Source organism: Agromyces sp. Leaf222 (genome assembly GCF_001421565.1).
GTDB lineage: Bacteria > Actinomycetota > Actinomycetes > Actinomycetales > Microbacteriaceae > Agromyces.
This window is the reverse complement of record NZ_LMKQ01000001.1, coordinates 1045658-1068549: the sequence shown is the minus strand read 5'-3', so window position 1 is coordinate 1068549 and position 22892 is coordinate 1045658. Positions and strand designations below refer to the sequence as shown.

The 22892-nt window shown below is 72.3% G+C and carries 26 protein-coding genes; 10 read left to right on the top strand and 16 right to left on the bottom strand.

The window, feature by feature from the left end:
- Positions 1-84 precede the first annotated feature (84 nt).
- Positions 85-1527 (top strand): MDR family MFS transporter, encoded by a 1443-nt coding sequence (locus ASE68_RS04680; RefSeq protein WP_055860709.1) that lies wholly within the window; start codon positions 85-87, stop codon positions 1525-1527.
- 6 nt (positions 1528-1533) lie between these two features.
- On the opposite strand, the gene ASE68_RS04675 is transcribed toward ASE68_RS04680, so the two are convergent.
- Genes ASE68_RS04675 through ASE68_RS04665 form a run of 3 tightly spaced genes read right to left on the bottom strand, consistent with a single transcriptional unit; the run spans position 1534 to position 5198 of the window.
- The gene (locus ASE68_RS04675; RefSeq protein WP_055855597.1) at positions 1534-2997 is read right to left on the bottom strand and encodes a lipase maturation factor family protein; all 1464 of its coding nucleotides are present in this window, start codon (positions 2995-2997) and stop codon (positions 1534-1536) included.
- A gap of 7 nt (positions 2998-3004) precedes the next feature.
- Positions 3005-4465 (bottom strand): NAD(P)/FAD-dependent oxidoreductase, encoded by a 1461-nt coding sequence (locus ASE68_RS04670; RefSeq protein ID WP_055855594.1) that lies wholly within the window; start codon positions 4463-4465, stop codon positions 3005-3007.
- A 4-nt stretch (positions 4466-4469) separates the two neighbouring features.
- Positions 4470-5198, bottom strand: coding sequence for an NUDIX hydrolase (locus tag ASE68_RS04665; RefSeq protein ID WP_157421546.1), 729 nt, complete (start codon positions 5196-5198; stop codon positions 4470-4472).
- Between the two features lie 89 nt (positions 5199-5287).
- On the opposite strand from ASE68_RS04665, the gene ASE68_RS04660 reads away from it, so the two are divergent.
- Positions 5288-6121, top strand: coding sequence for an MBL fold metallo-hydrolase (locus ASE68_RS04660; protein WP_055855591.1), 834 nt, complete (start codon positions 5288-5290; stop codon positions 6119-6121).
- A gap of 80 nt (positions 6122-6201) precedes the next feature.
- On the opposite strand, the gene ASE68_RS04655 is transcribed toward ASE68_RS04660, so the two are convergent.
- Both ASE68_RS04655 and ASE68_RS04650 read right to left on the bottom strand, forming a co-directional pair.
- On the bottom strand, positions 6202-6507 hold the full coding sequence (locus tag ASE68_RS04655) for a DUF1540 domain-containing protein (protein ID WP_055860705.1): 306 nt from the start codon (positions 6505-6507) through the stop codon (positions 6202-6204).
- A 405-nt stretch (positions 6508-6912) separates the two neighbouring features.
- On the bottom strand, positions 6913-7320 hold the full coding sequence (locus tag ASE68_RS04650) for a hypothetical protein (protein WP_055855588.1): 408 nt from the start codon (positions 7318-7320) through the stop codon (positions 6913-6915).
- Between the two features lie 165 nt (positions 7321-7485).
- Between ASE68_RS04650 and ASE68_RS04645 the strand changes: the two genes are divergently transcribed.
- Positions 7486-8571, top strand: a complete 1086-nt coding sequence (locus ASE68_RS04645; protein WP_235480762.1) for a PLP-dependent aspartate aminotransferase family protein — start codon at positions 7486-7488, stop codon at positions 8569-8571.
- On the opposite strand, the gene ASE68_RS04640 is transcribed toward ASE68_RS04645, so the two are convergent.
- A complete protein-coding gene (locus ASE68_RS04640; protein WP_055855585.1) occupies positions 8568-8915 on the bottom strand; it encodes a DUF2834 domain-containing protein in 348 nt (115 codons plus the stop codon). The genes ASE68_RS04645 and ASE68_RS04640 overlap by 4 nt on opposite strands.
- A gap of 25 nt (positions 8916-8940) precedes the next feature.
- Positions 8941-9786 carry an alpha/beta fold hydrolase gene (locus ASE68_RS04635; protein WP_055855583.1) on the bottom strand — a complete coding sequence of 282 codons (846 nt, stop codon included), beginning with the start codon at positions 9784-9786 and terminating at the stop codon, positions 8941-8943.
- Positions 9787-9855: 69 nt separating this feature from the next.
- On the opposite strand from ASE68_RS04635, the gene ASE68_RS04630 reads away from it, so the two are divergent.
- On the top strand, positions 9856-10626 hold the full coding sequence (locus ASE68_RS04630; RefSeq protein ID WP_055855581.1) for an EI24 domain-containing protein: 771 nt from the start codon (positions 9856-9858) through the stop codon (positions 10624-10626).
- A 54-nt stretch (positions 10627-10680) separates the two neighbouring features.
- Here the strand turns inward: ASE68_RS04630 and ASE68_RS04625 are convergent, their stop codons facing one another.
- From ASE68_RS04625 to ASE68_RS04615, 3 genes are all read right to left on the bottom strand, one after another.
- Positions 10681-11271 (bottom strand): class I SAM-dependent methyltransferase, encoded by a 591-nt coding sequence (locus ASE68_RS04625; RefSeq protein WP_055855577.1) that lies wholly within the window; start codon positions 11269-11271, stop codon positions 10681-10683.
- A gap of 48 nt (positions 11272-11319) precedes the next feature.
- Positions 11320-12261 carry a cytochrome b/b6 domain-containing protein gene (locus tag ASE68_RS04620; protein WP_055855575.1) on the bottom strand — a complete coding sequence of 314 codons (942 nt, stop codon included), beginning with the start codon at positions 12259-12261 and terminating at the stop codon, positions 11320-11322.
- 345 nt (positions 12262-12606) lie between these two features.
- Positions 12607-13188 carry a TetR/AcrR family transcriptional regulator gene (locus ASE68_RS04615; RefSeq protein WP_055855572.1) on the bottom strand — a complete coding sequence of 194 codons (582 nt, stop codon included), beginning with the start codon at positions 13186-13188 and terminating at the stop codon, positions 12607-12609.
- A 135-nt stretch (positions 13189-13323) separates the two neighbouring features.
- Between ASE68_RS04615 and ASE68_RS04610 the strand changes: the two genes are divergently transcribed.
- Positions 13324-14175, top strand: a complete 852-nt coding sequence (locus tag ASE68_RS04610; protein WP_055855569.1) for an alpha/beta hydrolase — start codon at positions 13324-13326, stop codon at positions 14173-14175.
- Positions 14176-14268: 93 nt separating this feature from the next.
- On the opposite strand, the gene ASE68_RS04605 is transcribed toward ASE68_RS04610, so the two are convergent.
- The 4 genes from ASE68_RS04605 to ASE68_RS04590 all read right to left on the bottom strand — a co-directional run bounded on the left by ASE68_RS04605 (position 14269) and on the right by ASE68_RS04590 (position 17926).
- Positions 14269-14838 carry a hypothetical protein gene (locus ASE68_RS04605; protein WP_157421545.1) on the bottom strand — a complete coding sequence of 190 codons (570 nt, stop codon included), beginning with the start codon at positions 14836-14838 and terminating at the stop codon, positions 14269-14271.
- An 85-nt stretch (positions 14839-14923) separates the two neighbouring features.
- Positions 14924-15535: a histidine phosphatase family protein gene (locus tag ASE68_RS04600; RefSeq protein WP_162238247.1), complete on the bottom strand. Its 612-nt coding sequence runs from the start codon at positions 15533-15535 to the stop codon at positions 14924-14926.
- A 224-nt stretch (positions 15536-15759) separates the two neighbouring features.
- Entirely contained in the window at positions 15760-16200 is a 441-nt protein-coding gene (locus tag ASE68_RS04595; RefSeq protein WP_055855561.1) for a VOC family protein, read from the bottom strand.
- 196 nt (positions 16201-16396) lie between these two features.
- Positions 16397-17926 (bottom strand): ATP-dependent DNA ligase, encoded by a 1530-nt coding sequence (locus tag ASE68_RS04590; protein WP_055855557.1) that lies wholly within the window; start codon positions 17924-17926, stop codon positions 16397-16399.
- A 131-nt stretch (positions 17927-18057) separates the two neighbouring features.
- On the opposite strand from ASE68_RS04590, the gene ASE68_RS04585 reads away from it, so the two are divergent.
- A complete protein-coding gene (locus ASE68_RS04585; protein ID WP_055855554.1) occupies positions 18058-18525 on the top strand; it encodes a heme-degrading domain-containing protein in 468 nt (155 codons plus the stop codon).
- 72 nt (positions 18526-18597) lie between these two features.
- On the opposite strand, the gene ASE68_RS04580 is transcribed toward ASE68_RS04585, so the two are convergent.
- Positions 18598-19476 carry an intradiol ring-cleavage dioxygenase gene (locus ASE68_RS04580; RefSeq protein WP_055855553.1) on the bottom strand — a complete coding sequence of 293 codons (879 nt, stop codon included), beginning with the start codon at positions 19474-19476 and terminating at the stop codon, positions 18598-18600.
- Positions 19477-19652: 176 nt separating this feature from the next.
- On the opposite strand from ASE68_RS04580, the gene ASE68_RS04575 reads away from it, so the two are divergent.
- Genes ASE68_RS04575 through ASE68_RS04565 form a run of 3 tightly spaced genes read left to right on the top strand, consistent with a single transcriptional unit; the run spans position 19653 to position 21115 of the window.
- Entirely contained in the window at positions 19653-20261 is a 609-nt protein-coding gene (locus ASE68_RS04575; protein WP_055860698.1) for a dihydrofolate reductase family protein, read from the top strand.
- A gap of 53 nt (positions 20262-20314) precedes the next feature.
- On the top strand, positions 20315-20746 hold the full coding sequence (locus ASE68_RS04570; RefSeq protein WP_200921668.1) for a GNAT family N-acetyltransferase: 432 nt from the start codon (positions 20315-20317) through the stop codon (positions 20744-20746).
- Between the two features lie 48 nt (positions 20747-20794).
- Complete coding sequence (locus ASE68_RS04565) at positions 20795-21115, top strand: hypothetical protein (protein ID WP_055855549.1); 321 nt, start codon at positions 20795-20797, stop codon at positions 21113-21115.
- Positions 21116-21266: 151 nt separating this feature from the next.
- Here the strand turns inward: ASE68_RS04565 and ASE68_RS04560 are convergent, their stop codons facing one another.
- Positions 21267-21974 carry a CoA pyrophosphatase gene (locus ASE68_RS04560; RefSeq protein WP_055855548.1) on the bottom strand — a complete coding sequence of 236 codons (708 nt, stop codon included), beginning with the start codon at positions 21972-21974 and terminating at the stop codon, positions 21267-21269.
- Positions 21975-22098: 124 nt separating this feature from the next.
- Between ASE68_RS04560 and ASE68_RS04555 the strand changes: the two genes are divergently transcribed.
- Positions 22099-22824: an endonuclease/exonuclease/phosphatase family protein gene (locus ASE68_RS04555; protein ID WP_055855547.1), complete on the top strand. Its 726-nt coding sequence runs from the start codon at positions 22099-22101 to the stop codon at positions 22822-22824.
- The last annotated feature ends 68 nt before the right edge of the window (positions 22825-22892 follow it).

The window sequence follows — 22892 nt, the reverse complement described above, 5'->3', positions numbered from 1 at the left end:
GGCCGCGAGCGTTGCACCGATGGTGTGGCTGCCCGCCGCACCCACGCGAGGGGCGCCGGGGCTCCCGCACGCGAAAGGGTGAACGTGGCCGAGACGACAGCCGTTGGATTCCGCTCCGAGCGGGGGCCCGTGCTGATCGCCGTCATGCTGGCCACCGGCCTCATCGCGATCGACTCGACGATCCTCGCGACCGCGGTGCCGTCGATCGTCGCCGATCTCGGCGGGTTCACGCAGTTCCCGTGGCTGTTCTCGATCTACCTGCTCGCGCAGGCCGTCTCGGTGCCCGTCTACGCGAAGCTCGCCGACACCGTCGGCCGCAAGCCGATCATGCTCATCGGCATCGGGCTCTTCCTCGTCGGCTCGGTGCTCTGCGGCTTCGCGTGGGACATGACCTCGCTCATCGTCTTCCGCACCGTGCAGGGCCTCGGCGCCGGCGCCGTGCTGCCCGTGTCGATCACGATCACGGGCGACATCTACACGGTGCGCGAACGGGCTCGGGTGCAGGGCTACGTCGCGAGCGTCTGGGCGATCTCCTCGGTGGTCGGCCCCACGCTCGGCGGCCTGTTCTCGGAGTTCGCGTCGTGGCGCTGGATCTTCTTCGTCAACATCCCGCTGTGCCTGCTCGCCGCGTGGATGCTGATCCGCAGCTACCACGAGTCCGTCGCACGCGAGAAGCACCGCATCGACTACGCGGGTGCGAGCGTGCTGACCATCGCCTCGACGCTGCTGATCCTCGCCGTGCTCGAGGGCGGCCAGGCCTGGGCGTGGCTCTCGTGGCAGTCGATCGGCGCGTTCGCCATCGGCGCGCTGCTCCTCGTCGCGTTCGTGTTCATCGAACGGCGGGCTGCCGAACCCGTGCTGCCGCTCTGGGTCTTCTCTCGCCGCCTCATCGTGACGACCTCGCTCATCTCGCTCGGCGTCGGCGCGGTGCTCATCGGGCTGACCTCGTACGTGCCGACCTTCCTCGAGTCGACCGCGGGGGCGAGCCCGATCGTCTCCGGGCTCGCCGTCGCCGCGCTGACGCTCGGCTGGCCGATCGCCGCGAGCCAGTCCGGCCGGTTGTTCCTGCGCATCGGGTTCCGCAGCACGGCGCTCATCGGCCTCGCGGTCGCGGTGCTCGGTTCGGCGGCGCTCGTCGCGGCCTCCCTCACGCCGAACGTCTGGACCACGGCGATCGCCTGCTTCGTCGTCGGCCTCGGGCTCGGGCTCGTCGCCTCCCCCACGCTCATCGCCGCCCAGTCGTCGGTGCCGTGGTCGGAACGCGGCGTCGTCACCGGCGCCAACATGTTCCTGCGGTCGATGGGCAGCGCGGTGGGCGTCGCGATCTTCGGCGCCGTCGCCAACGGCGTGATCGCGCGGTCCGGCCTCGGCGAGCAGTCGCCCGTCGCGATCCACGCGGCGTCGACCGCCGTGTTCGTGGCGGTGCTCGTCGCCGCGGTCGTCACGATCGCGGGCGGCATCGCCATGCCCGCGGCGCACGTCGACGATGTCGAACATCGCCCGGTCGACGAGGCCGCAACAGCCTGACCCGTCTCAGCCCCGCAGCGACGCCGGCCCCGTGACCTCGCCCTCGAGCGTGCGCACCCAGCGATCCCCCGTCTCGCGGAACTCCGCCCTGGTCGAGAACCGGTAGTGGTACGCGCGGGCCCGCACCCACCTGGGCGGCGCCCCGCCGAACGGGTCGCGTGCGAGCAGGCGCAGCGTCGCGGCATCCGCCTCGAGCAGGCGCAGCAGGAACACCTCGAACCACGGCTCCCACATGCGCCCGAGCGGGAGGAACCACATGAGCCAGTCGAGCCGCAGGTGGTACGGCGCCCATTGCCGCGGAATCGCGCGCACGTCGCCGGGCTTGCCCTTGAAGCCGTACTCGCGCCACTCGGCGGCATCGTCGGGCGCGAGGTCGAGCGTGCCCTCGACGACGATCTCGATGCGGCGCTTCGTGACCGTGCCGAACGCGCCGTAGGCGTTCACGAGCATCCACCGGTTGAAGCTCGCGTTCATGAGCTGACGCCGCGACACCAGGTTGCGCAGCGGCCACCAGCTGAGCACGAGCAGCAGGGCGGATGCCGCGAGCACGACGACGATCCACCACGGCGGCGACGACGCGGCATCCGTTCGAAGCGTCGCCGGGATCGCCGGGATCGCCGCGTGCCACACCGAATCGGGGATGGCGGCGGCCGCGAGCACGACGGTGATCGCGTTGAGCCACGCGAAGTTGCCCGTGACGATGAGCCAGAGCTGCGTGAGGATCACCACGGCGGCGGCGATCGCGCCGACGGGCACCGGGCCGATCCACGGCACGAAGAGCAGGAACGGCACGACGAGTTGCGCCACGTGGTTGCCGAGCACCTCGCCCCGGTGGAACCACGCCGGCAGCAGGTGCGCCTGCCGGCTCAGCGGGCCTGGCATCGGCTGGGTCTCGTGATGGAACATGAGGGCCGTGAGGTCGCGCCACTCACGCCCGCCGCGGATCTTGATCATGCCGGCGCCGAACTCGAGGCGGAACACGAGCCACCACACGGCGACGACGATCGTGATCGGCGGCGGCACCTGCTGCGAGCCGAGGAACGCGACGGTGAACAGCGCCTCGCAGAGCAGCATCTCCCACCCGAAGCCGTAGAAGGTCTGCCCCACGTTCACGATCGAGAGGTACAGCAGCCACGTCGCGAGCAGCACGACGAGCGGCACCCACGGCGGCCCGAGCTGGGGCAGCCCGAGCACCACGGATGCCGCGAGCACGGCGCCGGCGGTCGCGACGACCACGAGCCGACGATCCATGTAGCCCCACCGGAACACGCTCGGACCGCGCAGCCGCGACGCGCGGCGAAGCAGCTCGGGCACGGGCAGCAGGCCGTGCTCGCCGAGCAGCGGGCGGAACTGGTTCAGCGTCGAGACGAACGCGACGAGCGCGAGCGCGGCGACCCCGCGCTGCAGCACCTCGCGGGCGATCTCGGAGTCGTGCGCATCGAACCAGCCGAACCAGTCCTGCCACTGCATGCCGGGATCACCGCACCCCGAACCGCTCCCGCAGGGCGAGCCTCGCCGCGAACCAGCCGTTCATGCCGTGCACGGCCGGGCCGGGCGGCGTCGCGCTCGAGCAGAGGTAGACGCCGGGCAGCGGCGTGCGCCACGGCGCCGGCGAGACCACGGGCCGCTTGACGAGCTGGGTCAGCGTGAGCGCCCCGGCCGAGATGTCTCCGCCGACGTGGTTCGCGTTGCGCGCGGCCATCTGCGCCGCGCTGCTCGACGCCGACGCGAGCACGAGGTCGCGGAACCCGGGCGCGAACCGCTCGACCTCGGCCGTGATCAGCTCGGTCGCGTCGAACGTCGACCCGGCGGGCACGTGCGTGTACGCCCACAGCACGTGCTTTCCCGCCGGTGCGCGGGTCGGGTCGAGCACGCTCGGCTGGGTCACGAGCACGTACGGATGCCGCGGCGCACCGCCGACCCCCGGCTGGAACCCGCGGTGCACGGCGTTCTCGGCCGCCGCGATCTCGGCGCGCGTCCCGCCGAGGTGCACCGTCGCCGTGCGGGCGACGAGTGGATTCGCCCACGGCACCGGTCCGTCGAGCGCGAAGTCGACCTTGGCCACGCCCGAGCCGTACCGGTAGCGCTGCAGTGCACGCCGGTACGCGGGCGGGAGGTCCTCGCCGAGCAGCAGCTCGGGGGTCGTGTCGAGCAGCACCACGCGCGAGTCGCGCACGTCGGCGAGGCGTTCGACCGCGGCATCCGTCACGATCTCGGCACCCCGCTCGCGCAGCTCGTCGAGCATCGCGTCGGCGATGGCCTGCGATCCGCCGCGCGGGAAGCCCCAGCCCACGCCGTGGCCGTGCATCGCGAGCAGCAGGCCGGCGCCCGCGGAGGCGAGCGAGGGCATCGGCCCGGGGGCATGCGCGACGACGCCCGTGAGCAGCGCCTCGGCGACCTCGCCGTCGAGCGCTTCGGCGCCGACTCCGCCGCCGAACCTGAGGTTCCACAGCGGGGGGACGCCCTGCTCGAGTGCACGCAGCCCGAACAGCACGGCCGCCACCGGGTCGCGCGGCACGCGCAGCAACTGCGAGCCCGTGAACTGCACGACGCCCCGTTCGTGCGCCAGCAGCGGCGCGACGAGCCGGCGCCAGGCGTGGCCGGCCGCGCCGAGCCCGTCGACGGTGCGGTCGAGGTCGCGCCAGGCGATGCCGGCTCGACCGCCGTCGAGCGGGTGCGCGTACGACGCCTCGGGCACGATCCAGTCGACCCGCTCGAGCAGCCCGAGCCGGCGGAACACCGGCGACGCGAGGCCCGCCGGATGCACCGCGGATCCGACGTCGTGCCGGAATCCGGGCAGCGTGAGCTCGGCCGTGCGCACGCCGCCGCCGAGCGTCGACGACGCCTCGAGCACGCGCACCGACAGCCCGGCGCGTGCCGCGACCACCGCGGCCACGAGCCCGTTGGGACCGCTGCCGACGACCGTGACGTCGGTCATGTGCTCAGCTCCCGGCGCCGAGGGTGTTCGTGTAGACCCACGGGAGGCTGCCCACGTTGAGCCGGTGCTGCGCGCCCGGGGCCTCGGGTGCCCCGTCGGGCACGGCGTGCGTGTCGGGGCGCTCCCCGTCGAACGCCTCGTCCTCCTGCCAGATGACGGCGGTGCGATCGTCGCTGTAGCGCGAGACGTACGGGCGCACCTCACCGGCCGCGCGCGCGGCGAGCGCCTCGTCGACGGATGCCGCGTCGGTGAGTCCGTGCACCGTCACCCAGGTCGGCGGCCACAGCGTCATGCCGTCGGCGGCATGCCGCTCGAGCACGTCGATCGGGCGGAACCACTCGGCCCGCACGACCTCGTCTGGTGCGAGCACGAGCTCGCCCTCCGGCATGCGGGCGGCGAAGAACCAGGTGCGCAGGCGCTTCGGGGATCCGGGCGGCGGGGTCCAGTGCGAGAACGGCACGAGCTCCTGCAGGCCGAGCACGAGCCCGACCTCCTCGTACGTCTCGCGCACGGCGGCACGGCGCGCGGCGGCCTCGTCGCCGAGCGGGCCGCCGGCGGCATCCGCTTCATCGACGGCGCCGCCCGGGAACACCCAGGCGCCGGCGAACGAGCCGCGCTGGGGGCGCTCGGCGAGGAGCACCTCGACCCCGCGCTCTCCGTCTCGGAGGAGGACGACGGTGGCGGCCGAGCCGTCGACCGTGTCGCGCATCACGGCGTCGAGCTCGGCGGACATGACCTCCACACTATGACGCAGCGCGCGAAACCGCACCGGGCGAGCCCGCGCCCCACCGGCACCGTCGGCCCGCGCGTACACTTCGGGACATGGCCGACCCGCTGCCCCACCACGCTCGCCGCGGCATCCGCCCCTCATCGGTCTCGAGCCTGGCCACCTGCCTGCTCGCGCCGAACCCCGGACCGATGACGCTCGACGGCACGAACTCGTACGTGCTGCGGGCGCCCGGAGCCGCAGGGGCCGTCGTCGTCGACCCCGGACCGCTCGACGAGGGGCACCTCGAGCGCCTCGCGGCCCTGGGCCCGGTCGAGCTCGTGCTGCTCACCCACCACCACGCCGACCACCGCGACGGGCTGGCGCGGTTCGCCGAGCTCGTCGGCGCCCCGGTGCGCGCGGTCGATGCGGCGTTCTGCATCGACGGCGCCCCGCTCGTCGACGGCGAGCGCATCGAGGCCGCGGGCCTCGCCATCGACGTGCTGCTCACGCCCGGTCACACCGCGGACTCGGTCTGCTTCGGGCTCGCCGACGACTCGCCGCACGGCTCGGTGCTCACGGGCGACACGATCCTCGGTCGCGGAACCACGATCATCGCCGATCCCGACGGCGCGCTCGGGCCGTACCTCGAGTCGCTGCAGCGGCTGCGCGCCATGGCACGCTCGCGAGGCGGCCACGTCGCCGTGCTGCCCGGGCACGGGCCGGTGCTGCGCGACCTCGCCGAGATCTGCGACGAGTACCTCGCGCACCGCGCCGAGCGGCTCGACCAGGTGCGGGCGGTGCTCGCCTCGCTCGGCGCCGACCCGGCCGATCCGGCGACGGTCGCGCGCGTCGTCGACACGGTCTACGCCGACACGGATGCCGCGGTCAGGCCGGCTGCCGAGGCCTCCGTTCGAGCCCAGCTGGCGTACCTGCGCGAGCACGGCTGAGCCCGGCGCGCCAGCGCACGCCGGGCTCGAGGCTCGAGGTTCAGGCGCTCGGGCGCTCAGGCGCTCAGGCGCTCAGGCGCTCAGGCGACCTCGTAGGTGAGGCAGTCGGCGTCGTCGACCGAGCCGGCGCCGATGCGCACGGAGGGCGCGGTGCACTCGAGCGAGCTGTTGTGCACGCATTCGGAACGCTGGCAGGCGCCGACGTGGGTGACCACCTTGTCGAGGCCGCCGCGAACGCCGAGCGGAATGAAGGTCGCGCATTCGGCATCGCCGACGGCACCGCCGATGGTGACGGCCGCGGCGTGGCAGTGCGAGTGGTCGTTGTACGAACAGCCGCTCACCGAACACTCGGCGACGGCGGGCAGTTCATCGAGGGTCATGCTCATGGTGGCCTCCACGTGACTCGGCTGGGTACCGGTGATGCTACGCCCGAGCATCCGAGATCCGCCATGAACAAGCGCCGCTTTTCCCCAGATCAAGACCGGTTTTCTTTTTAGGCGAGCCTCACCTATCCGGTCGCTGGCGTCGCCGCTGTCGCGCCCGGGACCCGCCGCCGACGGGCCTTTACCGATGCGGGTCGTGCCGCCAGAATGGGAGCACCATCTGCACCATCTCGAAGGAGTGCGCCATGTCGACTGAAGCCGTGATCTGGTCGGTGCTCGGGCTGATCGCCGCCGTGGGCGGCATCGGGCTGCTCGCCTCGATCATCTCGCTCATCCGCGCCCCGCGCTGAGCGCTCGGCGCTCATCAGCGCCCCGGCGGCGTGCTCCCGCTCGGAGCGCGCCCCGGCGTCAGCGCTTCGGCGGCCTGGTCGACCAGATCGCGAGCGCGACGAGCAGCGGCTGGAAGAACAGCCGGACGAATCGCGACCGGTCGGTCGTGAGGCCGAACGCGTCGCGGCGCTCGCGCCACTGCGCGATGTTTCCCGGGAAGACGGCGGTGAAGAACGCCGCGACGATCCAGCCGATGCGGCGGCGCTCCTTGGGCAGCACGACGAGCGCCGAGCCGAGCGCGACCTCGACGACACCCGAGGCGACAACGACCCCGTCTGCGTCCATCGGCACCCAGGTCGGCACCTGCGCGCGGAACTCCTTGCGCGCCCAGAACAGGTGGCTCACCCCCGCGAAGACGAGGCTGCCGGCGAGAAACCAGCGGCCGATGCTGCGCGGAACCGTCGAGGTGCGAACGTCAGAGGTCATGCTCCGACGCTAGGGCGGCGGGCGGGTGGTTGTCACCCCCTTGCGCCGGGCGGCGGCGGGCTGCATCGATCCCGCGTCGTCTCGCAGGCGGCGGCCGGGTTACGCTGGCGGAGCCGCGCACGTCGTTGCCGTGGCATCCCACCCCTGCGCTTTCCGGAGGCCACCGTGCACGAACCGACGACCGCGGCGCCCGCGCTGCACCCCGAGACGCGGCTCATCATCGCGGGTCGGCCGCCGCACGTGCCCGACCAGCCCATGAACGTGCCGGTGCACCTCACCTCCACGTACGTCGCTGGTGGCGACCTCGAGTACGCGCGCTACGGCAACCCGTCGTGGACCGCGTTCGAGGAGGCGCTGGGCGGGCTCGAGGGCGGCCGGGCCGTCGCCTTCGCCTCGGGCATGGCCGCGATCACCGCGGTGCTCGACCTGGTTCCCGAGGGCGGCACGGTCGTGGCGCCCCGCCACTCGTACACGGGCACGGTCGCGCAGCTCGACCAGCTCGCGGTGCGGGGCCGCCTCTCGGTCGTCTACGTCGACATCAGCGACACGGCCGCCGTCGCCGCCTCCATCGAGGGCGCCGCGCTCGTCTGGATCGAGTCGCCCACGAACCCCGCGCTCGAGCTCGCCGAGATCCCGGCGCTCGTCGCCGCGGCGCACGAGCACGGCGCCCTCGTCGCCGTCGACAACACGTTCGCGACGCCGCTCCTGCAGCGTCCGCTCGAGTCGGGCGCCGACCTCGTCGTGCACTCGGCGACGAAGTACATCTCGGGCCACAGCGACGTGCTCATGGGCGCCGTGGTCGCCGCGACCGACGAACTCGCCGAGAAGGTCACGGCCTACCGGTCGATGTTCGGCGCGATCCCCGGGCCCTTCGAGACCTACCTGGCGCTGCGCGGCCTGCGAACCCTGCCCGTGCGACTCGAGCGCGCGCAGGCCTCGGCCGCCGAGCTCGCCGCACGCCTGCAGGGCCACCCCGCCCTCGACGAGGTGCGCTACCCCGGCTTCGGCGCCATCATCTCGATCGTGGTGCACGGCGGCAAGGAGCCCGCCGACGCGCTCGTGCAGCGCACCGCGCTGTGGGTGCACGCCACGAGCCTCGGCGGCGTCGAGTCGACCTTCGAGCGCCGTCGTCGCTGGCAGCTCGAGCAGCCGACCATTCCCGACGGCCTCGTGCGCCTCTCGGTCGGCCTCGAGCACGTCGACGACCTGTACCGCGACCTCGTCTCGGCACTCGACTCGCTCGGCGCCTAGCCCTCTCGTGCCGCCGCGTCGAGCCCGGCGAGGTGCCGTTCCCGCATCGCGAGGAACAGCGGGAACGTGAAGGTGAACGCGGTCAGCGCCGAGCCGACCACGTAGAGCCAGCCGAAGCGCATGCCGAGGCGCCGCGCCTCCACGATGATGAGGATGCTGCCGGCCACCGCCACGCCGAGCAGGTCGACGGTGAGCGACGAGACGGCGGGCCCGCCGCCGAACCACGCCGCGAGGAAGTCCTGCATCGCGACCGCCGCGAGCACGTTGAAGGTCATCGCGGCGACGAGTCCGGCGATGCTGATGACGAGGTATGTGATCGCGAGCGGCGTCCATCGGGGTCTCATGCGACCCAGTCTGGTGCGGCTCGGGTCAGCGCGCGAGCAGCCAGTCCATCGCGTCGGGCACGACGCCGAGCACCGAGACGTGCCCGTCGTCGAGGCGCATCCAGAGCGTGGCGTCGGGCAGGTGCGCGAGCATCCACGAGGCGTGGGTGCGCGGGACCACCCGGTCGCCCTCGCCCTGCACCACGAGCACGGGCGAGGCGACCTCGGCGAGCTCGAAGCCCCAGGGGTTCGCGAACGCGACGTCGTCGTCGATGAGCCCGTCGTCGCCGAACGCGGCCGACTTCGCGACATCCGCCCCGAGGTCGGACCAGGCGCCGTCGAGGGCCGCGAAGTCGACCGGCAGGAACTGCTCGGGGTCGAACTCGTCGACCTCGGCCAAGCGTGCGCGCGCGGCGCGCCCCTGCTGCGCGGCGTGCAGTCCGCCCGGCGAGCGCATGCCGGCGAACCAGTCGAAGCGGTCGGTGAACGGGGCGATGCCCGCCAGGGTCACGACGCCGGTCACGCGATCCGGATGCCGCGCCGCGCCCGCGAGCGCATGCGGGCCGCCGCCCGAGGCGCCCATGCTCGCGAACCGGTCGACGCCGAACGCATCCGCGACCGCCACCGCGTCGTCGGCCGCCGAGGCGACGTCGCGGCCCGGCCGCGGCGACGATCCGCCGTACGAGGGCCGGGCGTAGGAGATCACGCGGATGCCGCGCGCCGCCGCCGCGGCCACCACCGGCTCGAGCGGGGCGCCGGTCTGCGGCGAGCCGTGGTGCCACATGAGCACTCGCCCGCCCGCGGCATCCGCCACCGGACCGGTGTCGTAGGCGCGAAGCACGCGGCCGTCGGCGAGGTGGACGTCGAGCGCGATCGGCACTGGGCTCGGCATTCGGCCTCCTCGATCGGGGTGGGTGCTGCGGCGGCTGGCCGTCACCGGGCCAGCCTAGGCTGTTCCCCGATGGTGCAACGGTTCCTGCTCGGCGTGCGCATGCTGCTGCGCGGCTTCGGCTTCTGGCGTCGGCAGCCGGGCGCGATGCTGCTCGGACTCGTGCCCGCGGCGATCGTGTGGGTGTTCGTGCTGATCGCCCTGGTCGCGCTCGGCATCAGCCTGCCGACCATCACCGTGTGGGCGACGCCGTTCGCCGCCGGCTGGGTCGAGCCGTGGGCGACGCTCACCCGCACCGCAATCGGCGCGCTCCTGCTCGGCGGCGCCACCGTGCTCGCCGCCGTGACGTTCACCGGGCTCACCCTCATGGTCGGCGACCCGTTCTACGAGCGTATCTGGCTCGCCGTCGAGCATGATCTCGGCGGAGAGCCCACCGGCGACGGCATCGGCTTCTGGCGCTCGGCCGGCGATGCGGTCTCGTTCATCGCGCTCGGCGTGCTCGTCTCGATCGGGGTGGGGCTCAGCGGCCTGATCCCGCTCATCGGCGGCGTGCTGGCCCCCGTGCTCGGCGTCGTGCTCGCAGGGCGCCTGCTCGCCTGGGAGCTCACCGGGCGCGCATTCGAGTCGCGGGGCATCCCGGCCGACGTGCGCCGGACGCTCCTGCGGGGACACCGCGTGCGCCTGCTCGGATTCGGCATCGCGACGCAGCTCTGCTTCATGGTGCCGCTCGGGGCGATCTTCACCATGCCGGCGGCCGTCGCCGGCGCCACGATGCTCGCCCGCAGCGTGCTCGACGACGTGGCCGCGCGAGCGGCGACGCCGCCGGTGCCGCCGGTCGAATAGGCGCTCGCGCCGTATCGAGACCCGCGCCGACGAACCGGGTCTCGATGCGCTCCGCTACTCGACCGGCGCGGGAGCCGCGCCCTCGTAGAGCAGCACGGGCACCGGGCCGAACGGCATCGAGCGCACGCGAAGGCGACGCACGTCGGCGCCGGTGAACCCGGCGGCCGCGAGCTCCGGCTCGGGGTCGCGGTTCCAGTGGCATCCGTGGTCGAGCCACGTCGAGAGCGGGGTCGCCATGTTCTGCAGCGCGCGCTTCAAGGTGCCGCGCGGCGCGGCCACGTGATCGACGAACACGACCCGGCCGCCCGGCACGAGCACGCGGCGAACCTCGGCGAGTGCGGCCGCGACATCCGTCACCGAGCAGAGCACGTAGGTGCCGACGACCGCGTCGACCGAGGCGTCGGGCAACGGGATGTGCTCGGCCGTCGCGTCGAGCGGGGTCGACGCGTGCCGCCATTCGCGCGCCCGGGTCGCGAGCTCCGTGCGGCGACCGGCATCGGGCTCGAGGCCGGTCCACGCGACGTCGGGGTGGAACGCGCCGAAGTTCTCGCCGTCGCCCGCGCCGATCTCGAGCACGCGACCGCGCACCCGCCCGATGAGCTCGCGCTCGAGGTCGTCGAGGCGGTCGTTCGTGATGAGCTCCACGCCCGGCACGATACCCGCAGGCACCGACCGCGTCAGCCTCGGACTGCGTCAGCCTCGGACTGCTCCGCCCTTGGCGGCGATGCGCTTCAGGAGCGGCGGCTTCGCGAGCACCCACGCCACGGCGATGACGACGACGGATGCCGCGAACACGACGAACCCGATCCAGTCGTCGGCGTCGCGGGCCGCGTACATCTGGTTGAGCTTGCGCAGCGCGCCCGTGGTGAGCACGAGCACGACGTGCACGAACGTGAAGGCGAGGAAGAAGAGCATCACCGGGTAGTGCACCGCGCGTGCGAGCCGCTCGGGCACCGCCCGCGCGAGGCGCCCCTCGGGCGGCCAGACCGACGAGAGCCGGAGCCCCGTGAGGATCGCGAGCGGCGACGCGACGAAGACGACGGCGAAGTAGGCGAGCTGCTGCAGCGAGTTGTAGACGATCCAGGAGTTCTCGGTCGGCCAGTCGAGCGACGCGTACTGCAGCGCGGCCGAGATCGCGTTCGGCACGACCGACCAGTCGGTGGGCACGATGCGCAGCCACTGGCCGGTCGCGAAGAGCAGCACGATGTAGAGCACGCCGTTCAGCACCCAGAACGCGTCGAGCCAGAGGTGCAGCCAGAGGAAGATGCCGAGCCGGCGCGGCGCGCGCTTCGTGCGCGGCCACCGGGAGTTGTCGCGTGTGAAGAAGCCCGGCGGGCGCTGCTTCGATCGCAGCTGGAATCCGGTGCGCACGATGAGCACCAGGAAGAACACGTTGAGGAAGTGCTGCCAGCCGAGCCAAGCCGGAATGCCGACGGGCGTGCCCTCGGGCGGCGGCACGATGCCGGGGTAGGTCGTGATGAAGTCCTCGCCGGCCGGGCTCTGGCGAAGCCAGCGTGCGATCAGCACGACCACCACGACGACCACGACGGAGATGAGGGCGGTCCAGCCGACGAGACGCCGACGCGCCTTCACCCACTCGACGGCGCGCGAGGTCTTCGAGGCGGTCTCGGTCATCGCGCGGTGGAGTCCTCTCGGAGGGCAGGCACGAGCGGCCTGAATCGGCCGGTCGTCACGGGGGCGATCACGATCGCGTCGCGACGGGGCGACGAGACGGATGCCTCGACGATAGCGCCGCGACCTGAGCGGTGCGAGTCGACCCGCAACAGATCGCCACAGCGCCGGCCCGCGACATCCGCTCGGCCACCCCGCCGGTCCGCGACATCCACTCGCCCTTCCGTCGCCCCGCGACAACCGCCCGGTCCGCTGCCGCGAGAACAGGACGCCTCGCCCGACACGCCGTAGACCCGCCTGTTTCCGGATGCCGCGTGCTGCCCGTTCCTGTTTCCGGATGCCGCAGGCTCACGCCGCGAGCCCTGCCGCGTGCCTGGCGGCGTCGACGAACGCGGGGCGCACGCGCTCCCAGCCGTCGAGGTAGCCGCCGACCATCGCGGCGTCGCGGAGCAGCACGAGCTGTCCCGCCGCGATCGCGGGGTCGGGGCGGCCGGCACCCGTGAGCAGCGCCTCGAGCGTGCCGCGGAACCAGTCGCGGTGCTCCCCCACCGCGACCCGCACGCCGCTGTCGGCCTCGGGGTACTCGGCCGCGGCGTTGATGAACGGGCAGCCACGGGTGTGCAGGCGCGCCACGTCGTCGGCCAGGCCCTCGATCACCAACTCGAGCAGCTGCTCGGGGTCGTCGGTCACCTCGCCGGCCCGCTCGAACGCACCGCGGATGTTGGCGTCCTCGACGTCGAGGTAGGCCTCGACGAGGTCCTCCTTGCCCGGGAAGTGGCGGTAGAACGTGGCGCGCGTGACGCCGGCCTCGCCGATGATGCGGTCGACCCCCACGGCGTGGATGCCCTCGCGGTAGAAGAGGTCGGATGCCGCGGCGACGAGCTTCTCGCGTGCGACGGAAGCGCCTGCAGATGTGGTTCGTGTTGCCATGAAGTAAATGATAGAACGATCTTTCTCTTTTTGCTTGACAGCAGCTGTGAATCGGGTCTACCTTGAGATCCATCAGGAAGTAGACCAGTCGTTCTACTTACACCGCAGTCAGTTCGACCCACAGGAGAAGGCATCATGACCAGCACCGACAAGACCCCCATCGTCCTCGTCCACGGCCTCTGGATGACCCCCAAGAGCTGGAACACCTGGGCCGAGTACTTCGAAGCCCGTGGCCACCAGGTGATCCGCCCGGGATGGCCCGGCATCGACGACCGCGAGGTCGCCGACATCCGCTCGAACCCCGAAGCCCTCAAGAACATCGGCCTGAAGCAGATCGCCGACCACTACGAGCGCATCATCCGCGCACTCCCGCAGAAGCCGATCATCATGGGCCACTCCTTCGGCGGCCTGCTCACCCAGATGCTCGCCGACCGCGACCGCGACCTCGGCGTCGCCTACGTCGGCGTCACCCCCGGGCAGCCGGCCGGCATCACGACGCTGCCGCCGTCGACGCTGCGCACCGGGTTCCCGATCCTCGCCAACCCGTTCGACAAGAACGGCGCGAAGCCCATCTCGAAGGGCCACTTCCACTTCACCTTCGGCAACGACCTCTCGCGGGCCGAATCCGACGCCATCTGGGAGGAGTTCGCGGTGAACTCGTACAACCGGGTGTTCTTCGAGGGCGTCGCGGGCGCCTTCAACGAGAAGGGCGGCGTCAGCCACGTCGACTACGCCAAGGCCGACCGCGCCCCGCTGCTCGTCATCACCGGCGAGATCGACCACGTCGTGCCGCCGGCCATCGGCAAGGCCATCGTGAAGAAGTACCACGCCACCGGCAGCCCCTCGGTCGTCGAGTACCAGGAGTTCGCAGGCCGCACGCACCGCATCGTCTCGCAGGACGGCTGGGAAGAGGTCGCCGAGTACGCCCTCACCTGGGCGCTCGAGCACGCGGTCGCCCAGACCGCAGAGACCCCCGCCGACGCGTGAGCGGATGCCGCTGAATCCACGCGCGACGCACGACACGACGCCCGCACCGGTCACCCGGGGCGGGCGTCGGCTCGCCCGACGCTCATGCGCGAATCAGGAGGGCGCACCCGACTCGCCGTCGACGCGGGCCTCGGGCGCACGCAGCCCCACCAGGTCGGGCACCGACATCGGCACCCGCGGCAGCCAGGCCTGCACCTCGGGCCAGGCCCGACCGGTCGGCAGCCGCCGGAGCAGTGCCGCGAGCGAGGCATCCGCAGACGGCCACGGGATGACACGGGTCGGCGATTCGGCGGCGAGCACGCCGAGCCACCAGTGCTTCCACGTGACCGGCAGCCCCTCGGGATGCAGCACGACGTAGTAGTCGGGCACGTTCATCTCGCGCCGCCCGGCGGCATCGAGTGCGCGCTCGATCTCGAGTTCGAGCACCCCGAAGGTGGAGAGGTCGTCGAAGAACTCCACCCAGGCCGCGGCCACGTGTCCGAGCGGATCGTGGTCGTGCACGACGTAGGGTGCACTGGATGCGGCCGACCAGCGCACGACGTCTTCATCCGAGGCATCCGTGAGGCTCGCGGCCTGCACGTTCGGAAAGCGCTCGAGTGAACGGATGGCCTGCGACGCCTCGTCGCCGACCACGACCAGAGTCGTGCTGACCGGTGGCTCCATTTTCGGAGTCTACGTCTGCGCGACGGCCATGAGCCCGTCGGCGCGCGTTCCGACTCCGAACCGAAACACGCGCGACGCGTGGGCGCTACGCGGCCTGCTGGGCCTCTGCCGCACGGCGCTCGATCGCCAGTGCGGCCTCGAGGTACGGCACGTCGGCGACGGTGCGCACATGCCATTCGGCGTTCGCGAACTGCAGCACCGACGACGACAGGTTGTCGAAGCGCGGGTAGTGGCGGGCGTCGTGGCCCGAGATGCTCGAGAGCGTCTGGCGGATGAACGTGCCGTGCGCGATGGCGAGCACGTGCCGGCCGTCGTGGTCGAGGGCGATGCGGTGCAGCCCCCGCACGCCGCGCGCGGCGACCTCGTGGTCGGCCTCCTTGCCCGGGAACGCCCGGTCGGGCCAGCGCGTCGACAGCTCGGAGACGGCAACGCCCTCGGCCTCGCCGAACTCCTGCTCGATCAGCTCGTCGTACGTGCCCGTGAACGGCAGGTCGATGGCGTCGGCCAGGATCTCCGCGGTCTCGCGCGCACGCCCCAGCGGCGAGCTCACGACGGCCTCCCAGTAGCCACCGGCGTAGGCGGATGCCGCGGCACGAGCCTGCGCGCGGCCCACGGCGTTGAGGGGGATGTCGGTTCGTCCCTGCAGCCGTCCGGCGAAGTTCCAGTCGGTCTGGCCGTGGCGAATGAGCGCGAGCATGGCCTCCAGCATATGAGCGCGCGGCTGAGCGGATCCTGCGCACGGGCGTGCGCCGCGGGGTCGTTGCGCGACCGTGACCCTCCGCCACGGCGCGGGCGCCCAACACCCCGGGCGTTGCCGAGAGGACGGCTTCGGGCGGTGCCCGACGCCGCGGAACCGCCCGAAGTCGTCCTCTCGCCGAACGCTTCGGTGGCGTCCGCGGGGCGTGAGCCGGGCCGGAGCCCTCAGTCGGCGACGGGGCCCATCGTGCTCGTGCCGTCGGAGAGGATCGGCGAGATGAGCCCGAACACGTTGTTGTCGGGGTCGAGCAGGTAGCCGACCCGGCCGACGCCCTGCATGTCGTCGAGCGGCAGGGCCTCGATCGCCCCGAGCGCGAGGCCCTTCGCGAAGGTCGCGTCGATCTCCTCGACGCCGACGACGAAGTTCGCCCCGGTCACCGGTGCGCCGACCTCGGGTTTCGGGCCGAGCCGCTGCGTGAGGCCGCCGTTGATGCCGAACCCCGGCTCGCCGGTCACGTTGCCGATCGCGCCCTCGCCGGTCGAGATCGACCAGTACGGGATGTCGCCGAACTGCGTGAAGCTCCAGCCCAGCAGTTCGGAGTAGAAGTCGATGAGCCGCTGCGGCTCCGACGCGTGGATCTCGAAGTGCACGACGAGGCTTGCCATGGTCTCCCCCAGATGTCAGGTCGGGTGCGGCCCCCGCCGCCGTCCGATAGGCGCAGGCTACGCCCGGAGCGCGGGCGCCGCCACGCCGTGTGCGCACCCCGCATTCCCACGACGTCTTGCGGCTTCACGCCCGCGTGCGGAACTCCCGTGAAGCCGCGAGCCGTCGTGGGAACGAAGAGTCGGGACTCAGCGACCGTCAGGCGGGCAGCAGGCCGCGCAGGGTCTGGATCGTGTCGGCCTCGGCAGGCGGCTTGTCGTCGCGATAGCGCTTGACGCGGGCGAAGCGCAGCGCGATGCCGCCCGGGTAGCGACTGGAGCGCTGCACGCCGTCGATCGCGATCTCGACGACGGTGATCGGCTCGACGAAGACCGTGTTCGCGGTGCGGCGGGTCTCGATCTCGGGGAACCGCTCGGTCTGCCAGCGCAGCAGTTCGTCGGTGAGGCCCTTGAACGTCTTGCCGACCATGACGAACGACCCGGGCTCGCCGAACTCGCCGACCGCGTCGAGCGCCCCGAGATGCAGGTTCGACAGCAGGCCCGTGCGCCGGCCGGAGCCCCATTCGCAGGCGAGCACCACGAGGTCGTACGTGTGCACGGGCTTGACCTTGATCCAGCTCGCGCCGCGGCGGCCGGCAGCGTAGGGCGCGTCGATCGCCTTGACGACGACGCCCTCCTGGCCCGCGGCGAGCGCCTCGCGGGAGACGCGTTCGGCGACCTCGGGGTCGGCGGTGATCTCGCCGGGGATGCGGTGCGACGACGCGATGCGCTCGAGCTCGGCGATGCGCGTCGACAACGGCTCGTCGAGCAGGTCGCGCCCGTCGACGTGCAGCACGTCGAAGAACCACGGATGCAGCAGCGTCTCGCGCGCGGCATCGGCACCGAAGCGCGACATCGTCTCTTGGAACGGGCGCGGCCCGCCATCTTCGTCGAGCGCGAGCGTCTCGCCGTCGAGGATCACGTCGCGCACGGGCAGCGAGCGCACCACGTCGACGACCTCTGGCAGCCGGTGGGTCACGTCGGCGAGGTTGCGGGTGTACACGCGCACGTCGTCGCCGCGTCGGTGCACCTGGATGCGCGCGCCGTCGAGCTTGTACTCGACGGAGGCCTCGCCCGTGGTCTCGAGGGCGGCGGCGGCGCTCGACGCGGTCGCCGCGAGCATGGGCTGCACCGGGCGCCCGACCACGAGGCCGACCGCCTCGAGCTCGTCGGCCGTGCCGGTGAGCGCGAGCAGGGCCGTGGCGCCGAGGTCGCCCTGCAGCATCGCCGCTCGCCGCACGCTCGCCGGCGGGCGGTCGGCGGCCTTCGCGACCGCGTCGGCGAGCACGCCCGCGAGCGCGCCGGTTCGCATCTCGCCGAGCAGCGCCCTGGCGATGAACTCCTGCTCGTCGGCCGTCGCCGCCGCGAGCAGGTCGTGCAGCTCGCGGGTGCGGTCGAGGCTCGACCCTGTGCCGGATGCCGCGGCCAGCCGCTCGAACGCAGCGTCGAGCCCGTCGACGGTGAGCGTCGCCTCGGCCGCGGGCGTCGTCGACGACGTGGCGGATGCGACGCCCCTCCACCCGACGCCGAGCCGCCCCTGGCGGGGCTTGCCGACGAGCAGGCCGATCGCGGGCACGACCTCGTCGGGCTCGAGCCTCGCGAGGAGGTCGGCGAGCGCCTCGATCTTCGCCAGCCGCGATCGCGTGGCGGTGACGGCCTGGGCAGTGGTGACGAGCTCTGCGAGCAGCACGTGGCCAGTCTCGCACCCACCGCCGACGTCGCAACCGCCGTCGCCGTCTCACCCGACGCTCGCCGACATCCGCTCGCCCGAACGGCGTCGCCGCCACTACTCTTGGCCCAGCCCGCCCGTGAGGAGACTTCATGTCCGAACTTCCCGTCTTCACCGTCGCCGATCTCGAGGCGCAACCGCAACTCGACGTCGACGCCTTCGTCAACGACGATGCGGTCGACCTCGGGGTCACCGCCATCGAGGTGATCCGCCAGCGGCGGCTCAACCTGGCGGTGCGCGTGGTGCTGCGGGGCGACCTCGTGTTCCAGGCGAAGCTGCGCGAGACCGGGCCCGACAACGACGAGTGGCTGGCGGGCAAGGCCGCCGTGGTCGAGCGGTTCGGCGAGCCGTCGCTGCTCGTGCGGCGACGCCACGACGAGGCCGGCACGCCGTTCGGCGAGCGCGACGACGTCGACCACGACGCCCTGCGGGCGCACGGCGGCTCGCTGCCGATCCGCGTCAAGGGCGAGCTCGTCGGCACGATCACGGTCTCGGGCGAACCCGATGTCATCGACCACGAGGTGGCGACCGAGGCCGTTCGGCGGTTCAGAGCCCGCTGACGCCGAGGCACCTGCCACCGGCATCCGCACCGCAGGCGCCGGCCCGCGACATCCGCACCGCTCCGAACCCGCTCACACCCCGATCGTGAGCGCCGCCGCATACCCGGCGGCGACCGAGCCCGACATGTTCGCGATCTGGTGGATGCCGCCGTCGTCGCTGAACACGTTGTCGCTCGCGAGGCTCGTCTGCGCCATGTTGCGCACGCTCTGCTCGTAGCCGGCGGTCGCGTAGACGAGGGCGTTCGCCTCCTCGGGCAGCGCGATCTGCGAGGTCTTCACGATGGGGCCGCTCGCGACGGCGGTCGCGACGTCCGAGTAGACCTCGAAGTGGATGTGCGGCCAGCGGCCCGTGTAGCAGGCCGGGTAGATCGAGGTGAAGGTCACCGTGCCGTTCGCGTCGGTCTGCTGCACGCCGCGCAGGTAGTTCTCGCCCTCGAGCCCGTTCGAGTACAGCGAGTAGCCGCCGTCGCGGTCGCAGTGCCAGAGGTACACGCCGGCGCCGACGAGCGCGCTGCCGGTCGCGGCATCCCGCACCGTGAGCGCGATCGTGAGCGGGACGCCCTGGGCGACCGTCGACGACGATCCGAACGACGAGCGGATGTCGCGGCGCACGATGCCCGAGTCGTCGAGCACGTTGACACCGTTCGAGCCGTCGGCCGGGTAGGGGCCGCCCGTCTCGTCGGGCACCTCGTCGAGCGGTCCGGATGCCGCGGCCGACGCCGACGGCGAGGGGGTCGCGGATGCCGAGGCCGACGCCCTCGGCGCGGCGCTCGCCGTCTGCTCGGGCGGATCGGCCGAGCACGCCGCGAGCAGCGCGGTGAGGCCGACGCCGCCGAAGATGCCGAGGGCGCGCCTGCGGTCGACGAGCGTGCGGATGTCGTAGACGAGCCCGCGGTGGTCCTCGTCGATCTCGTCGCCGTGCTCGTCGATCCAGCGGGGGTCGGTCGTCATGTCGTGCTCCTCTCGCGGGCCCGGCTGTCGTGCTGGGGCATGCAGCGAGTGTGTCCCGGGCATCCCGCAACCCCCTGTGGAGCGACGATGCGTTTCCTATGATGGGTCGCGCCGACGCCCGCCGGGGCGACGCGCGAGCCGGGCGACCGGCGACCACGGAACTGCGAGGGAGCATCATGGGAACCATCTCGGTCGACCTGTTCATCACGCTCGACGGGGTCTACCAGGGTCCCGGGGGCCCTGATGAGGACGAGTCGGGCGGCTTCGCGTTCGGCGGTTGGCAGGGGCACTACCTCGACGACGAGAACGGCGCCGCGATCGGCGAGGGCATCGACCGCATGGACGCCCTGCTGCTCGGCCGCCGCACCTACGACATCTTCGCCGCGTTCTGGCCCCACCGGGGTGACGAGCCGATCGCCGTGAAGTTCAACGGGATGCCGAAGTTCGTCGTCTCGCGCACGCTCTCGGATCCGGGGTGGGAGGGCACGACGGCCCTCTCGGACGTCGAGGAGGTGCGGGCGCTCAAGGACCGCTTCGAGGACATCCACGTCGTGGGCAGCGGCGACCTCGCGCGGTCGCTCATCGCGGCGGGTCTCGTCGACCGCCTGAACCTCTACCTGTATCCCGTCGCGCTCGGCTCGGGCAAGCGGCTCTTCGACGGCGACTTCGGCGTTCCGGCGGCGTTCACGCCGGTAGAGCCGCCCAGGCCGTTCCCGAATGGGGCCGTGCTGCTCGTGTACTCGCAGGCCGGTGAGGCGGTCACGGGCTTCGACATGTCGAAGTAGCGTCGGCGCGTGGGCGGCTCCGACGGGAACCGCGGATGCCCGATGATGGTGGGATGCAGCCCGGATTCCGCTTCTCCGCCGACCCCGACGACCTCGACCGCGAGCGAGTGCACCGCTGGCTCTCGACCGACGCATACTGGGCGCTCGGCCGCCCGCGCGAGCGCCAGGAGGCCGCCATCGACGGATCCCGCAACTACGGCGTCTTCGACGAGGCATCCGGCGCACAGGTCGCGTACGCACGCGTCGTCACCGACGGTGCGACGTTCGCCTGGCTGTGCGACGTGTACGTCGATCCGTCGGCGCGGGGCAACGGCGTGGGCGTCGGGCTCATCGAGGGCGTGGTCGCCGACCTCGAGCCGCTGGGCCTGCGCCGCATGATGCTCGCGACCGCCGACGCGCACGGCCTCTACGCGAAGTTCGGCTTCGAGCCGATCGCCGAGCCCGCCCGGTGGATGGTGCGGCTCGACCCGGGCGCGAACGGCTGACCCGCCGACGGCGTACCGGCCGGCCGGGCGACGGCGTACCCTCGCCCCATGGACGATCGCGCGCGGGGGCTCGAGCGGCTCGAACAGGTCACCACCGAGCTCAGGGAGCGATCGGATGTCGCGGTCGGCCGCATGTTCGGCTCGGAGGGCTACTCGGTGCGGGGCAAGCTCTTCGCGTTCGTCGCGACCGACGGGCGCCTCGTCGTGAAGCTGCCGGAGGAGCGCATCGAGGAGCTGCGGCTCGACAACATGGTCATGCGCGGCCGGCCGATGCGCGAGTGGGCCGTCGTGCCATACGCCGACGGCGTGGATCGATGGGCCTCGATCACGGTCGAGGCCCACGCCTACCTCGACGAGATCACGCCGTAGCGCGGGTCGCGTGCTCGCCGAGCCAGGCGTCGAACGTCTGCGTCGCGAGCACGGCGTTGGGGCCGGGCAGCGTCTCGCCGCGGCGCATGGCGGCGAACTGCTTGCCGGGCAGCGAGACCGGCGACGGCGATCCTCATGCCGCTCCCCCCATTCACTGCGACAGGTCGTCGCGCTCCACGATGCGATCCTCGTTCCACGGCTCGGTCCACCCGAGCTCGTCGAACATGCGGGCGAGCACGAGCGCGGTGAAGCCCCACACGACGCGACCGCCCACGGTGAACGCGGGCCCGCGGTAGACCTTGCCGCCGAAGGTGATCTCGGTGCTGCCGCGATTGGCCGGGTCGAGCAGGTCGGCCACCGGCACCCGGAACACCTCGACCGACTCGTCGTGATCGACGGCCGCGACCTCCGACGGCCTCATCCACCAGCCGGGCACCGGCGTCACGAGGTGATTGCTCACCGGCACCGGAAGCGGGGCGAGCGTGCCGAGCGGCTCGACGTCGGCCGGATCGACGCCGGTCTCCTCGGCGGCCTCGCGGAGCGCTCCGGCGACGGGCCCGTCGTCGGACTCCTCGATGCGCCCGCCGGGGAACGCGATCTGGCCCGGGTGGCTGCCGAGCGTCGACGCCCGGCGCAGCAGCAGCACGTCGAGGTCGCGGGCGACCGGCGCGGATGCGGTGTCGTGCGCCGTGGCGCCGGCCCTCGCCGGCAGGTCGTCGAGCACCCCGAAGAGCACGAGCACGGCGGCCGGGCGCCGGTCTGCGGCATCCGTCGCCCACCGGGGCACGTCGGTGTGCCACGTGATGCCCCGTTCACAGAGGGCGAGGAGTTCGGCGCGGGCGTCGACGACCTCGCTCATGACGGGCTCCCGACATCGCGACGCAGCATGCCTGCCATCCTGCCACTCCGGTGCACCTGTGAACACGTCGTGAAATGCCACGCAACCCCCAGCCGAAAACACGACGAGGTCATATTCTGATCGGATGCTGGTGATCAGCTACAACCTCCGCAAGCATCGCGCGATCTCCGAACTCGCGGCGCTCGATGAGCGCTACTCGCCCGACGTCGTGTGCCTGCAGGAATGCGACACGCTCGACCTCGCCGAGCACGTCGGTCGGCTTCGCCTCGCGCACTCGACCGTCGGCAGCCGCCTCGGCCTCGCCGTCTACTACCGGCCCGACCGCATCGAGGTTCGGAAGCTCCGCACGGTCGCCCTGAAGAAGTCGATGCACGACCGCGTGCTGCGGCCCGCTCATGAGCGACTGCTGGGCGCCCTCGTGTTCGACCGCGTGCACGAGCGCGAGGCGATCGTGGCGTCGTTCCACGCCGCTCCACTCACGGCGCTGAACTCGCTCCGCCGCCACCAGATCAAGGCCGCGCTCGGCGAGCTGCAACTGCTCGGCCCGAACCTGCCGACCCTCATGGTCGGCGACTACAACTACCCGATCTTCAAGGACAACCTCGCCGAGAAGGTGCGCGAGGCGGGCTACGACCTGACGCTCAGCGACAGCCGCACCTACACGCGCTACAAGTTCTTCCGCGGCCACTTCGACCTCGCGACCTCGGCGGGCTTCACGATCCGCAAGGTCGAGACCCTGCCGCGCGGCTCGAGCGATCACCTGCCGATCCTCGTCGACACCGAGTACGCGGATGTCGCGAGCGACCTCGCGAGCGCTCCCGACCCGGCCGACGCGGCCGACGTCGCCTGATCCACCGCATCGGTGCCCGCGGCGGACCGGCCCCTTCCGCCGATCGCCGCGACGCCGTCTGACCAGGA

Coding starts and splice junctions, on each gene's coding strand:
- ASE68_RS04655 (WP_055860705.1), bottom strand. CDS start 6,507: ATGAGCATGACCCTCGATGAACTGCCCGCCGTCGCCGAGTGTTCGGTG.
- ASE68_RS04630 (WP_055855581.1), top strand. CDS start 9,856: ATGGTGCAACGGTTCCTGCTCGGCGTGCGCATGCTGCTGCGCGGCTTC.
- ASE68_RS04580 (WP_055855553.1), bottom strand. CDS start 19,476: ATGACGACCGACCCCCGCTGGATCGACGAGCACGGCGACGAGATCGAC.
- ASE68_RS04660 (WP_055855591.1), top strand. CDS start 5,288: ATGGCCGACCCGCTGCCCCACCACGCTCGCCGCGGCATCCGCCCCTCA.
- ASE68_RS04585 (WP_055855554.1), top strand. CDS start 18,058: ATGTCCGAACTTCCCGTCTTCACCGTCGCCGATCTCGAGGCGCAACCG.
- ASE68_RS04620 (WP_055855575.1), bottom strand. CDS start 12,261: ATGACCGAGACCGCCTCGAAGACCTCGCGCGCCGTCGAGTGGGTGAAG.
- ASE68_RS04565 (WP_055855549.1), top strand. CDS start 20,795: ATGGACGATCGCGCGCGGGGGCTCGAGCGGCTCGAACAGGTCACCACC.
- ASE68_RS04650 (WP_055855588.1), bottom strand. CDS start 7,320: ATGACCTCTGACGTTCGCACCTCGACGGTTCCGCGCAGCATCGGCCGC.
- ASE68_RS04560 (WP_055855548.1), bottom strand. CDS start 21,974: ATGAGCGAGGTCGTCGACGCCCGCGCCGAACTCCTCGCCCTCTGTGAA.
- ASE68_RS04615 (WP_055855572.1), bottom strand. CDS start 13,188: ATGGCAACACGAACCACATCTGCAGGCGCTTCCGTCGCACGCGAGAAG.
- ASE68_RS04605 (WP_157421545.1), bottom strand. CDS start 14,838: ATGGAGCCACCGGTCAGCACGACTCTGGTCGTGGTCGGCGACGAGGCG.
- ASE68_RS04635 (WP_055855583.1), bottom strand. CDS start 9,786: ATGCCGAGCCCAGTGCCGATCGCGCTCGACGTCCACCTCGCCGACGGC.
- ASE68_RS04665 (WP_157421546.1), bottom strand. CDS start 5,198: ATGTCCGCCGAGCTCGACGCCGTGATGCGCGACACGGTCGACGGCTCG.
- ASE68_RS04555 (WP_055855547.1), top strand. CDS start 22,099: ATGCTGGTGATCAGCTACAACCTCCGCAAGCATCGCGCGATCTCCGAA.
- ASE68_RS04670 (WP_055855594.1), bottom strand. CDS start 4,465: ATGACCGACGTCACGGTCGTCGGCAGCGGTCCCAACGGGCTCGTGGCC.
- ASE68_RS04600 (WP_162238247.1), bottom strand. CDS start 15,535: ATGCTCGCGCTCATTCGCCACGGCCAGACCGACTGGAACTTCGCCGGA.
- ASE68_RS04675 (WP_055855597.1), bottom strand. CDS start 2,997: ATGCAGTGGCAGGACTGGTTCGGCTGGTTCGATGCGCACGACTCCGAG.
- ASE68_RS04610 (WP_055855569.1), top strand. CDS start 13,324: ATGACCAGCACCGACAAGACCCCCATCGTCCTCGTCCACGGCCTCTGG.
- ASE68_RS04575 (WP_055860698.1), top strand. CDS start 19,653: ATGGGAACCATCTCGGTCGACCTGTTCATCACGCTCGACGGGGTCTAC.
- ASE68_RS04595 (WP_055855561.1), bottom strand. CDS start 16,200: ATGGCAAGCCTCGTCGTGCACTTCGAGATCCACGCGTCGGAGCCGCAG.
- ASE68_RS04570 (WP_200921668.1), top strand. CDS start 20,315: ATGCAGCCCGGATTCCGCTTCTCCGCCGACCCCGACGACCTCGACCGC.
- ASE68_RS04640 (WP_055855585.1), bottom strand. CDS start 8,915: ATGAGACCCCGATGGACGCCGCTCGCGATCACATACCTCGTCATCAGC.